Origin of the sequence: Neisseria sp. 27098_8_158, from assembly GCF_041433145.1 — a bacterium.
Taxonomy (GTDB): domain Bacteria; phylum Pseudomonadota; class Gammaproteobacteria; order Burkholderiales; family Neisseriaceae; genus Neisseria; species Neisseria subflava_E.
The window spans coordinates 219,994-232,567 of record NZ_JAPWAZ010000003.1 but is presented as its reverse complement, the minus strand read 5'-3'; the positions used below and the strand labels follow the sequence as shown (position 1 = coordinate 232,567).

11 protein-coding genes are annotated in these 12,574 nt (G+C 48.6%); all 11 read left to right on the top strand.

What is annotated here, in order from left to right:
• Nucleotides 1-7: 7 nt before the first annotated feature.
• The 11 genes from glnD (at nucleotide 8) to O3681_RS09370 (ending at nucleotide 12,571) form a co-directional block, all read left to right on the top strand.
• The gene (gene glnD, locus O3681_RS09420; protein ID WP_371459826.1) at nucleotides 8-2,566 is read left to right on the top strand and encodes a [protein-PII] uridylyltransferase; all 2,559 of its coding nucleotides are present in this window, start codon (nucleotides 8-10) and stop codon (nucleotides 2,564-2,566) included.
• Between the two features lie 792 nt (nucleotides 2,567-3,358).
• Nucleotides 3,359-3,859, top strand: a complete 501-nt coding sequence (locus tag O3681_RS09415) for a pilin (protein WP_371459825.1) — start codon at nucleotides 3,359-3,361, stop codon at nucleotides 3,857-3,859.
• A gap of 119 nt (nucleotides 3,860-3,978) precedes the next feature.
• A complete protein-coding gene (locus O3681_RS09410; RefSeq protein WP_371459824.1) occupies nucleotides 3,979-4,437 on the top strand; it encodes a pilin in 459 nt (152 codons plus the stop codon).
• Nucleotides 4,438-4,829: 392 nt separating this feature from the next.
• A complete protein-coding gene (locus O3681_RS09405) occupies nucleotides 4,830-5,312 on the top strand; it encodes an Lrp/AsnC family transcriptional regulator (RefSeq protein WP_003684427.1) in 483 nt (160 codons plus the stop codon).
• A 117-nt stretch (nucleotides 5,313-5,429) separates the two neighbouring features.
• Nucleotides 5,430-6,026, top strand: a complete 597-nt coding sequence (locus tag O3681_RS09400; RefSeq protein WP_371459823.1) for a DUF1415 domain-containing protein — start codon at nucleotides 5,430-5,432, stop codon at nucleotides 6,024-6,026.
• 14 nt (nucleotides 6,027-6,040) lie between these two features.
• A complete protein-coding gene (locus O3681_RS09395; RefSeq protein ID WP_070632654.1) occupies nucleotides 6,041-6,400 on the top strand; it encodes a YbaN family protein in 360 nt (119 codons plus the stop codon).
• Between the two features lie 442 nt (nucleotides 6,401-6,842).
• On the top strand, nucleotides 6,843-8,261 hold the full coding sequence (locus tag O3681_RS09390) for a sodium:proton antiporter (RefSeq protein ID WP_371459822.1): 1,419 nt from the start codon (nucleotides 6,843-6,845) through the stop codon (nucleotides 8,259-8,261).
• Nucleotides 8,262-8,597: 336 nt separating this feature from the next.
• Nucleotides 8,598-9,941, top strand: a complete 1,344-nt coding sequence (locus O3681_RS09385; RefSeq protein WP_371459821.1) for a Na(+)-translocating NADH-quinone reductase subunit A — start codon at nucleotides 8,598-8,600, stop codon at nucleotides 9,939-9,941.
• A gap of 2 nt (nucleotides 9,942-9,943) precedes the next feature.
• A complete protein-coding gene (locus O3681_RS09380; RefSeq protein ID WP_371459820.1) occupies nucleotides 9,944-11,176 on the top strand; it encodes an NADH:ubiquinone reductase (Na(+)-transporting) subunit B in 1,233 nt (410 codons plus the stop codon).
• Entirely contained in the window at nucleotides 11,169-11,945 is a 777-nt protein-coding gene (locus O3681_RS09375; protein WP_371459819.1) for a Na(+)-translocating NADH-quinone reductase subunit C, read from the top strand. The genes O3681_RS09380 and O3681_RS09375 overlap by 8 nt, the downstream gene beginning before the upstream one ends.
• On the top strand, nucleotides 11,945-12,571 hold the full coding sequence (locus O3681_RS09370; protein WP_049329022.1) for an NADH:ubiquinone reductase (Na(+)-transporting) subunit D: 627 nt from the start codon (nucleotides 11,945-11,947) through the stop codon (nucleotides 12,569-12,571). The genes O3681_RS09375 and O3681_RS09370 overlap by 1 nt, the downstream gene beginning before the upstream one ends.
• Nucleotides 12,572-12,574: the final 3 nt, after the last annotated feature.

The following is a 12,574-nucleotide window of genomic DNA, read 5'->3' as shown; positions in this document are numbered from 1 at the left end:
CACCATTATGACCGCCGCCCAACAAGCCATCAAAACCTATCAGCAGCAAAAAGCCGCAGCAGAAACTGCCTACCGCCAAAACAACCGCCCTACCGCTTACTTCCGCGACCATATCACCGCTGCCGAAACCCTGCTGCAAACCCTCTGGCAAATCCATTTCCCCGACAGCAACGACATCAGCCTCATTGCCATCGGCGGCTTTGGGCGTTGCGAACTCTATCCCCATTCCGACTGGGATTTAGCGATTATTTCCTCCACTCCTTTTTCAGACGGCCTACAACAACAAACCGCCCAATTTATCCAAACCCTTTGGGACGCACGCCTCAATCCGGCCATCAAAAGCGGCAGCATAGAAGAAATCCTCCAAAGTACCCAAAACGACATTACCGGCGAAACCGCCTTTCTTGAAGCACGCCACCTACAAGGCAATGCCGACCTTACCGCCCAACTTCTAAACAAACTCAACACACGCCGCGACACAGCCGCCTTTATCGAAGCCAAACTCCTCGAAATGGAGCAACGCCATACCAAATCCCAAGGCACAGGCGCACAACTCGAACCCAACATCAAAACCTGCCCCGGCGGCCTGCGCGACATCCACACACTTATCTGGACAGCCAAAGCACAAGGCATAGACAGCAACCCCACCGCCCTCGTTACCGCCGGCGTCCTCACACGCACCGAAGCCGGCATGCTGGCCCATGGCTACCGCCGTCTTGCCAACATCCGCATTCATCTCCACCTTACCGCCGACCGCCCCGAAGACAGGCTGCTTTTCGACTACCAGTCCCAAGTTGCCGAAAGCTTAGGCTATACCCAACCCGACATCCGCGGCCGAAGCGAAGCCCTGATGCACACCTTCTACCGCGCTACCAAAGCCATCAAACAACTCAACGGCATCCTCATTCCGGTTCTCAAAAACCATCAAACCTCCAGCCGTCCCCGACATATCCACCCCATCGACAGCCGCTACAAACGCATCGGCCACCAAATCGCCGCCAACGACCTTGCCCTGTTCGAGCAAAATCCCGAACACATCTTCACCATCATCCAAACCATGCAGGAGCAAAACATCACCACCATCGAGCCGCAAACCCTGCGTGCATGGTGGGCGGCCACACGAAAAATCAATACCCGTTTCACCCAAAATCCAGAAAACCGCCGCCGCTTCATCCAATTCTTCAAACACGGTACCGGCCTCACCCAAACCCTCCGTTTTCTCAACCTCTACGGCGTACTTGGCCGCTATCTCCCCGCATGGGAAAAAATCACCGGCCTGCTCCAACACGACCTCTTCCATATTTACCCCGTAGACGACCATATTCTGACCGTCGTCCGCAATATGCGCCGTCTCGCCATCGAAACCCACAGCCACGAAATGCCCGAAGCCAGCGCCATCATGCAGGCCTACCCACGACCACATGTCCTCTACACCGCCGCCCTGCTGCACGACATCGCCAAAGGCCGTGGCGGCGATCACGCCAAAGAAGGCATCAAAGACGCACAACAATTCGCCGCCAACCACTACTACACCGAAGAAGAAAGCCACCTCCTCGCATGGCTGGTTGAAAACCACCTGCTCATGTCCACCGTTGCCCAAAAAGAAGACATCCAAGATCCCCATGTCCTCCAAGCCTTTTGCCGCCGTATTCCCACACGCGAATACCTAGACGCACTCTACCTGCTTACCATTGCCGACATCCGCGGCACCAACCCCAAACTTTGGAACACATGGCGCGCCAGTCTGCTCCAAACCCTCTACCACAGCACCGCCGCCGTTTTAAACAGCAAACACCACGATCCCGAACGCCTCCCCAACCGACGCGAACAAGCCTCGACCGATCAGCTCACGCGCGCGGCCGTTCCCCTCAAAAACCAACAAAAGCTCCGCCGCATTCTCGGCAGCGCATACTACGTCCGCCATCAGACACGGGAAATCCTCTGGCACACCGCAAATCTCGCCTACGATACCCAAAGTCCGGCCGTCCGCAGCCGCATCCTTCCCCAAAGCAACAGCCTTCAAGTCATGGTGTTCATGCCCAATGGCGACCGCCTCTTCGCACGCCTCTGCCGCATCTTCAGCAGCCACCGTTTCGACATCCAAGCCGCCCGCGCCTTCATTACCGAGCACGACTACATCCTCGACACCTTTATCTTGCAACTTCCCGACAATCTCCCGCCCGAAGAATATCCCGACCGCCAAAGCGCACTCGAAGCCGAGCTCAACAGCTTCATCCACGGCAATACCACCGTCCAAAAACAAAGCGGCCGCCCACACATCAGCCGCCGCATCCGCCATATCCCCATCCCTCCTACCGTAATCATCACCCCCGAAGAAGATTATCCCGGCTGGCACACCATAGACATCACCGCCGTCAACCGCCCCCACCTCCTCGCCGACATCGCCGAGACCTTCTTCGCACACAACATCAGCCTGCGCTACGCCAAAATCACCACCTTGGATCAGCGCATTGAGGACAGCTTCATCACCTACAGCCCATCCCTGCAAGACCCACAAACCCAAAACACCCTAAAACAAGCATTGATCGAAGTCTTGACCCCATAAAGGCCGTCTGAATATCTTAAAAACATAGGGTGAGCATTTTTTGCTCACCCTAATCACATCCAAATTATAAACATCCTGAATATATCCTTCTAAAACACTCAAGAAATCCAAAGCCTTAAAATTCGAAACCAAAACTTCCTTCTGACATAAAACTACATTCTAAAATCATAACCCAAATGAATACAATTCTGATAACAAATTTTCATTCACCTATTACACCAAACCCTCTTTAAAAATCCTTCCTGCCAAATCTTTTCCCCATTCATATTCAAACAAAATACGCATACAAAATAAAACCCATAAAAAACAAAAAAATAAAATCACAAAATATTAAACCTACCGATTAATCCATAAAGATACCGTCTATCTAAATCAATTAACATATTATTGAACAAGCTTAATTTCTGACAAAAAACGTCACACACCCAAACTTGTCTCCCTTCCCTGTCACAAAAAACACAAAACTGACAAAAAACGTCAACCACCCAAATTCCCTAAAATCCTGAAACTTTCAAACAAAACCTCACAAAACTTAAAAATTAAAAAATAAACCCAATAAAAACAACAAACAAAAAATAAAAGAATAAAATTTTCAACCCATTTTCCACACTTGGCACACCGACTGCTTGAAACAACACGTCCGGTAAGGCCCAAGCCTCAAAGCAGCAAGCCCGACGGAAGCTGTATATTCCTTCTTACTTTATGGTTTACTCATAATACAAAGTGCCAAGCACATTACGGACTTTTTACTTAAACATAATTATTCACACTTTCAAACTGGAGTTTTAATCAATGAAAGCAATCCAAAAAGGTTTCACCCTGATCGAATTGATGATCGTCATCGCGATTATCGGCATCTTGGCAGTTATCGCCCTGCCTGCATACCAAGACTACACTGCACGTGCTCAAGTTTCTGAAGCCATCTCTTTGATGGAAGGTCAAAAGTCCGCTGTTGTTGAATACTATGCAGATAAAGGCAAATGGCCTACTAGTAATGCCGAAGCAGGTATTGCAACTAATACAAGCATTCAGGGTAAATATGTTGCACAAGTAGATGTTGGTGGTGACGGTGTTATTACTGCCACAATGAAAGCTAGTGACGTAAATAACGAAATTAAAGAAAAAACTGTATCCCTTACTCCTCATGCCACTACTGCCGGTGCTACTCCTGGTGCAGCTGCAACTGCTAACGGCTCCTTCACTTGGACTTGTGCTCCAGGCACAACAAATGGCGTAGCTACAAAATTCTTGCCTTCCTCTTGCCGTCCAGATGAGAAAAAACCAGCTGCGTAAAAATAAGCTAGCTAATCTAATTTAAATATCTAACAAAAGATATTCGACTCGAAGCAAATCCCATAATAATTATGGGATTTGCTTTATAAAATAAAAATAAGAAAACGACATACTCAAAAATGAAAAAACTACGCAAAGCCCAAACCGGCTTTAGCCTGATTGAGTTGATGATTGTTATCGGCATTATCGGCATTTTGGCAATAGCGGCTCTTCCTGCATACCAAAACTATGTTGCCCGAGCACAAGTAGCAGAAGGCATTTTGTTGGCAGGCAGTATGAAAAGCTATGTTGAAGAAGCCTATGCGGATAAAGGCAGCTTGCCGCTTGACCTCAATATCAAGCAACTCGCTTCAGACGACAATAAAGTCGGCAACTATGTAAAGATTGTCCGTATTGAAGATAATGGCACTATTGTTGCCGCCATCGGTAATCAAGCCGCTGTTCCTGTGAAGAATACCGAAATCCACTTGACACCAAGTTTTGCAAAAACAGGGGCTACTAAAGGTACAACAGTTTGGTCTTGCGGTGGCACCATGGATACACACTTCCTTCCTGTATCCTGCAAACAAAGCCTGTAAGCTTATTTCCCAAAATATAAAAATACATTGCGAAGAAAACACCCCAAACAAAGCCAAATACAAACGCGGAAAACGAATCAAAGCAAAAGAACAAAACTCTCCAAAACAAGGTCATTAAGAGCCTGAATCATCACATTACGAGAATAAATGCCGTCTGAAATCCATTTTCAGACGGCCTCTTTATATTTAATCCGCATCCGACAAGAAAGTTTTAACCTGATTGGTTCAGACGGCCCTCGTCTTTTCACCACTACATAAAACAAATTCGCAACACTCCTGATAAGACAATTTGTCGCCCATCTGAACTCAATATATAATTTAACCATACAAGTCTTTATTTTTAAGCATTTTTCATTTTTAAAACATACATTGTCTACATTGGGAGAACCATCATGCCTCATCTAAACTTAGATAAAACGGATTTAAAGATTCTGCAGGTTTTGCAGGAAAATGGGCGGTTGAGCAATGTTGAGCTTTCTGAAAAGGTGGCGCTCTCCCCTTCCCCCTGCCTGCGCCGTCTCAAACAGCTTGAAGATGCCGGCATTATTCAAAAATACGCCGCCCAGCTTTCTCCCGTATCTTTGGGCTTGGGCTTGCAGGCTTTTATCCGTGTATCGATTAGCAAGGCAAAAGATGCGCGCGAGGATTTTTCCGAATCTGTCCGCGCTTGGCCGGAAGTATTGAGCTGCTTTGCTTTAACGGGTGAAACCGACTATCTGCTCCATGCCTTTTTTACCGATATGAACGCGTTTTCCCATTTTGTTTTGGACACGCTGCTTTCACACCACGGCGTGCAAGATGCACAATCAAGTTTTGTGTTGAAAGAAATTAAAAACACGACCGCCCTGCCTTTGGTTCATTTGGTTCAGGATTGATGATTTGAAACTGATAAAGGCCGTCTGTTGTTCAGACGGCCTTTTAAATTCCAATGGTTTGCTTTCACGCCCATACACTTGTATACTTTTTAAGAATAATTCACATAAGCTTTTACTATGACAGACACCGCCCATCTCGATATCGATACTGTTTCAGAACATACCAAACAATGGCTGGAAAAAGCCGTTATCGGGCTGAATCTCTGCCCGTTTGCCAAGGCGCCGCACGTTAAAAACCTGGTTCGCATCGTTGTCAGCGAAGCCCGTCATTTGGACGGTTTTCTTGAAGACTTGGATCGTGAATTGCAACTTTTGGGCAAGACGCCCGCTTTGGAATTGGAAACCACTTTACTGGTTCATCCGACACTGTTCCCTGATTTTGAAACCTTCAACCAAATGCTGGAGATTGCTGACGATGCCGTTGTAGAAAACGAATTGGAAGGCATTGTCCAAATTGCGCCGTTCCATCCTGATTTTCAATTTGAAGGCACAGAAGCCGACGACATCAGCAACTACACCAACCGCTCGCCCTATCCGACCTTGCATCTGATTCGTGAAGACAGTATTGCCAAAGCGGCTGAAGCATTTCCCGATGCCTCGGCAATTTTCGACCGCAATATCGCGCTGTTGGAAAAAATGGGGCATGAGGGCTGGGATAAATTAGACATTCCGCGTTGTCCATTTCCGCATCACAAGCCGTCTGAAAACAAATAATTGGTGATGGGAATATGGTTCGCTATTTATTGATTTTTTGCGGCGCATTGTCGCTCGTCTTAGGCATTATCGGCATTTTCCTGCCATTACTGCCGACTACGCCTTTCATTTTATTGACCGCCGCCTGCTGGGCAAAAGCTTCGCCGCGCTTTCACAATTGGCTCTATCATCACCGCCATTTCGGCCCGATCATACAAAATTGGGAAAACAACGGCGCCGTGCCACGCAAGGCAAAGTTCTTCGCTATCGGCATGATGGCTCTTTCTTGCCTGTTTATGTTTTGGCAATTTCCAGAACGCTGGTGGATTGGTGCCGTATCATCAGTCTTCTGTAGCTGCGTAGCAGTGTGGATGTGGCTGCGGCCGGAAGCATAAAATAAAACAGGTGGGCATTTTCGCTTACCTGTTTTTTATTTTCATACCTAATTTATCCATCAAAACAATCAGTAAGAACCAAAACACCCTATTCGACCCTCATTTTTCAGACGGCCTCCATTTATTCAATTAAATGTAAATTTTAGCTAAAATTAATTCAAAGTATTTTTTCGATAGCATTATTTCCGAAATTTCAAACTCCTGTTTCAAAAACATTTTTTTACTACTTCCAACTACGCCCATCGCTTTTATTTCTTTATTTGTATCAACATTTCTTTTGATTCCAACATTCTAAACCATCCCTTAACACTTGCTTTGCGTTATACTTTCCCCTGACACAACCGCGCAGTTCGTCTGGATATTTTCAGACGGCCTGAATATTTCACCGCCGTGCTTTCTCAACGAAGTTCCTCACGGCGCAACAGAATAAAAAGGAAATACTATGCGCTCTCTCTCATTTTTACTGCTTCTTGCCGCCTTTCCTGCTGCGGCATCCGATTTTGACGGCTCATCCGCAAGCCTGCTTTGGGGTCTGCCGTTTGCACTGATTCTCTTATCCATTGCACTCGGACCTTTGTTTTTCTCCCGTATTTGGCACCACCACTTCGGCAAAATTACGGCGTTTTGGACGCTGCTGTTTTTAACGCCGTTTATCGTAACCTTTGGTTTCGGAGCCGGCGTGCATACCGTTGCCCATGCATTGGTTGAAGAATATATCCCCTTTATCCTGCTGCTTTTGGCGCTCTATACCATTTCAGGCGGTATTTTTGTCAGCGGCGATTTGCACGGCTCGCCCAAATTGAACACAACCCTGTTGGCAGTCGGCACGGCTTTGTCTTCCATCATGGGGACGACAGGTGCGGCGATGTTGATGATTCGTCCGCTTTTGAAGGCCAACCATAAACGCCACTACCGCGTTCACATCGTGATTTTCTTCATTTTCCTGGTAGCAAATATCGGCGGCGGTCTGACTCCGTTAGGCGATCCTCCACTGTTCTTAGGATTCCTGAAAGGCGTAGATTTCATGTGGACGGTCAAACACATGCTGATGCCTGTATTGATCAGTTCTGTGGTTTTGCTGGCTGTTTTCTACATCATCGACAGCCGACACTTCAACCGCGAACAAAGCGAGCACCTTGCTCCTGCTCCTTCCGATAAAGAAGAAAAAGTCAAAATCTACGGCAAATGGAATTTTCTGTTACTGGCCGGCGTAGTCGGTGCGGTTTTGCTGTCCGGTTTGTGGAAACCAAATCATCCGGGCTTTGAAATCTTGGGCAGCCATTACGCCTTGCAAAACCTGATGCGCGATGGCATTTTGCTGGCTTTGACCGCCGTATCTTGGATTATTACGCCCAAACAGGTACGCGCAGGTAATGAGTTCAACTTCGAGCCGATTGCCGAAGTGGGCAAACTGTTTTTGGGTATTTTCATTACCATTTCGCCTGTTTTAGCGATTTTAAAAGCCGGTGAAACAGGCGCATTGTCTTCCGTTGTCTCTTTGGTTCACGACGCGGCAGGCAATCCGATTAATGTGATGTATTTCTGGATGAGCGGCATTTTGTCGGCATTCTTGGATAACGCGCCGACTTATTTGGTCTTCTTCAATATGGCCGGTGGCGATGCCCAAGCCTTGATGACAGGCCACCTGTTCCATTCATTGCTGGCAGTATCCATGGGTTCCGTATTTATGGGCGCGCTCACTTATATCGGTAATGCGCCGAACTTCATGGTAAAAGCCATTGCCGAACAACGCGGCGTACCGATGCCTTCCTTCTTCGGCTACATGGCATGGTCGGTAATTGTATTGGTACCGCTGTTTGCCCTGCATACGATGATTTTCTTCGTTTGGCAGCTCTTTTAAACTTAAGGCCGTCTGAAATTCAGACGGCCTTTTATTTTCTAACAAACCAGCAAACATAATTCTTAAATATCAATCAGTTAAAATTTTTTCGCTTTAACATTTCATTACATATCCCTACTTTTTTCCCACTTTTCCCGTAAAAATAAGCGTAAAACTGACATAAAACAGCCTATACCTGATAAAATCTAAAGCTTTGTTGTTTGCGTTTATTCGTTGTTTTTATAGCAAACCTCTGCTTTTTTCAGACGGCCCATCCTTTGTTTCAAAGCATTACATGCCGTCTGAAAAAACAATCCGACATCCGAATCTCAACCCACCAAAAAGTAACGCATCCTTATGATTAAGATAAAAAAAGGCTTAGACCTGCCTATCGCGGGCAGACCGGAGCAAGTCATTTATGACGGTCCGGCCATCACCGAAGTCGCGTTGCTTGGCGAAGAATATGTCGGCATGCGTCCCTCGATGAAAATCAAGGAAGGCGAAGCCGTCAAAAAAGGCCAAGTGCTGTTTGAAGACAAAAAGAATCCGGGCGTAGTATTTACTGCTCCGGCTTCAGGCAAAATCGCCGCTATTCACCGTGGCGAAAAGCGCGTACTTCAGTCAGTCGTAATTGCCGTTGAAGGCAACGACGAAATCGAGTTCGAACGCTACGCACCTGAAGCACTGGAAAAATTGAGCAGCGAAGAAGTGCGCCGCAACCTGATTCAATCCGGTTTGTGGACTGCGCTGCGCACCCGTCCGTTCAGCAAAATCCCTGCCGTCGATGCCGAGCCGTTCGCCATTTTCGTCAATGCGATGGACACCAATCCGCTGGCTGCCGATCCTACGGTCATCATCAAAGAAGCTGCCGAAGACTTCAAACGCGGCCTGTTGGTATTGAGCCGCCTGACCGAGCGTAAAATCCATGTGTGTAGAGCAGCAGGCGCAGAGGTGCCGTCTGGAAACGCTGCCAACATCGAAACACATGAATTTGGCGGCCCGCATCCTGCCGGTTTGAGTGGCACGCACATTCATTTCATCGAGCCAGTCGGTGCGAACAAAACCGTTTGGACCATCAATTATCAAGATGTAATTGCCATTGGCCGTTTGTTTGCAACAGGCCGTCTGAACACCGAGCGCGTTGTTGCCTTGGGCGGCTCTCAAGTCAACAAACCACGCCTCTTGCGTACCGTTTTGGGTGCGAAAGTATCGCAAATTACTGCGGGCGAATTGGTTGATGCAGACAACCGCGTGATTTCCGGCTCGGTATTGAACGGCGCGATTGCACAAGGCGCGCACGATTACCTCGGCCGCTACCACAATCAGATTTCCGTTATCGAAGAAGGCCGCAACAAAGAGCTGTTCGGCTGGGTTGCGCCACAACCGGACAAATACTCCATCACGCGCACCACTCTCGGCCATTTCCTGAAAAACAAACTCTTCAAGTTCAACACAGCCGTCAACGGCGGCGACCGTGCGATGGTACCAATCGGCACTTACGAGCGCGTGATGCCCTTGGATATCCTGCCTACCCTGCTCTTGCGCGATTTAATCGTCGGCGATACCGACAGCGCTCAGGCACTGGGTTGCTTGGAATTGGACGAAGAAGACCTCGCTTTGTGCAGCTTCGTCTGCCCGGGCAAATACGAATACGGCCCGCTGTTGCGCAAGGTGCTGGAAACCATTGAGAAGGAAGGCTGATTATGGGCTTGAAACATTTTCTTGAAAAAATCGAACCGCACTTCCTGCCGGGCGGCAAACATGAAAAATGGTATGCCCTCTACGAAGCTGCGGCGACGATTTTCTATACATCCGGCGCGGTAACGCGCAAAGCGGCCCACGTCCGCGATGCACTCGACTCCAAGCGCATGATGATTTTGGTGTGGCTGGCTTTGTTCCCTGCCATGTTCTACGGTATGTACAACGTCGGCGTACAGGCATTCGGTGCGTTAACGCCTGATTTGCTGCAACAAAATATTGCCAACGACTGGCATTACGCCCTTGCCAACGCTTTGGGCATCAATATGTCGTCTGAAGCGGGCGTGTTGGGCAAAATGCTGTTCGGCGCGATTTTCTTCCTGCCGATTTACGCGACTGTATTTGTTGTGGGCGGTTTCTGGGAAGTCTTGTTCGCCACCGTGCGCAAACACGAAATCAACGAGGGTTTCTTCGTGACTTCGATTCTGTTTGCCTTAATCGTTCCGCCTACGCTGCCGCTGTGGCAGGCCGCCTTGGGTATTACCTTCGGCGTGGTGGTTGCGAAAGAGGTGTTCGGCGGTACGGGTAAAAACTTTATGAACCCTGCGCTGGCAGGTCGTGCGTTCCTGTTCTTCGCCTACCCTGCCAATATTACCGGCGATACCATTTGGACTGCAGTTGACGGCTATTCCGGTGCTACTGCTTTGGCGCAATGGGCGGCACACGGTGCAGACGGCCTGAAAAACGCTGTAACCGGTCAAAACATCTCTTGGATGGATGCGTTTATCGGTAACGTGCCCGGCTCAATCGGCGAAGTATCCACTTTGGCGCTCTTAATCGGCGGCGCGTTTATCGTGTTCACTCGTATTGCCTCTTGGCGCATTATCGCCGGCGTGATGATCGGTATGATTGCCATGTCTTCTCTGTTTAACTTCATCGGTTCGGACACCAACGCCATGTTCTCCATGCCTTGGTACTGGCACTTGGTAGTCGGCGGCTTCGCCATCGGTATGCTGTTTATGGCGACCGACCCTGTTTCCGCTTCCTTTACCAATGTCGGCAAATGGTGGTACGGCGCGCTTATCGGTGTAATGTGCGTATTGATCCGCGTGGTCAACCCTGCTTACCCCGAAGGCATGATGTTGGCGATTCTGTTTGCCAACCTGTTTGCCCCGATTTTCGACTATTTCGTCGCACAAGCGAACATCAAACGCAGAAAGGCGCGCAGCAATGGCTAAGAAATTCGATAAAGACAGCTTCAGCGGCACGCTGATTGTGGTATTGGTTGTCAGCCTGATTTGTTCCATCATCGTTGCTGGTGCGGTCGTTGGCTTGAAACCAATCCAAGAGAAACAAAAACTCCAAGACAAACAAGGCTATATCTTGAGCGTAGCCGGTTTGATGGATAAAAACACCGACATCAGCAAAACCTTTGCCGAGCGTATCGAGCAACGTGTCGTGGACTTGGCTACCGGCGAATACGTCGCCGATGCGCCTAAAGACTTCAGCGCACGCGTTGCCAGCAAAGACCCTGCCCAAAGTATTCAAATCAAACCTGAAGACGATTTGGCAGGCATCAAAAGCCGTGCCAAATACACTGAGGTTTACTTGGTAAAAGGCGAAGACGGCAAAGTCAGCCAAATCATCCTGCCTATGCACGGCAACGGTTTGTGGTCTGTCATGTACGGTTTTGTCGCCATTCAACCTGACGGCAACACCATCAACGGCATTACCTACTACGACCAAGGTGAAACCCCGGGTTTGGGCGGCGAAATCGGCAACCCTCTGTGGCAACAAAAATTCGTCGGCAAAAAACTGTTTGACGAACAAGGCAAACTCGCCCTGCATGTCGGCAAAGGCGCAAGCTCAGACAAAGAACACGGCGTAGATGCCCTCTCCGGCGCGTCGCTGACGTCTAAAGGTGTGCAAGGTTCGTTCGACTACTGGTTCGGCGAAAACGGCTATATCCCCTACCTGAACAAATTGAAATCAGCAGGAGCACAATAATGGCTGACATGAAACGCTTGAAACATTTGATGTTTTCACCCTTTATCGACAACAACCCGATTGCCTTGCAGGTTTTGGGTATTTGTTCGGCTTTGGCGGTTACCACCAAACTTCAGACGGCCATCGTAATGGGTATTTCCGTAGCTTTGGTAACCGGTTTTTCCAGCTTCTTCATTTCTTTGGTACGCAACTACATCCCCAACAGCATCCGTATTATTGTGCAAATGGCGATTGTTGCTTCCTTGGTAACGCTGGTTGACCAACTGCTCCAAGCCTTTGCTTATGAGCTGTCCAAACAGCTGTCCGTTTTCGTCGGCCTGATTATTACCAACTGTATCGTGATGGGTCGTGCCGAAGCATTCGCCATGAAAGAGCCTCCTTTGGAGAGCTTGGTTGACGGTATCGGCAACGGCGCAGGTTACGGCATGATGTTGATCATCATCGCAACCATCCGCGAACTGATCGGCTCAGGCAAGCTCTTTGGCTACACCATTTTCCAAACCGTACAAGATGGCGGCTGGTATCAAACCAACGGCTTGTTCCTGCTCGCCCCTAGCGCGTTCTTCATCATCGGCTTCTTGGTATGGGGGCTGCGCACTTGGAAACCTGAACAGGCGGAGAAATAACAC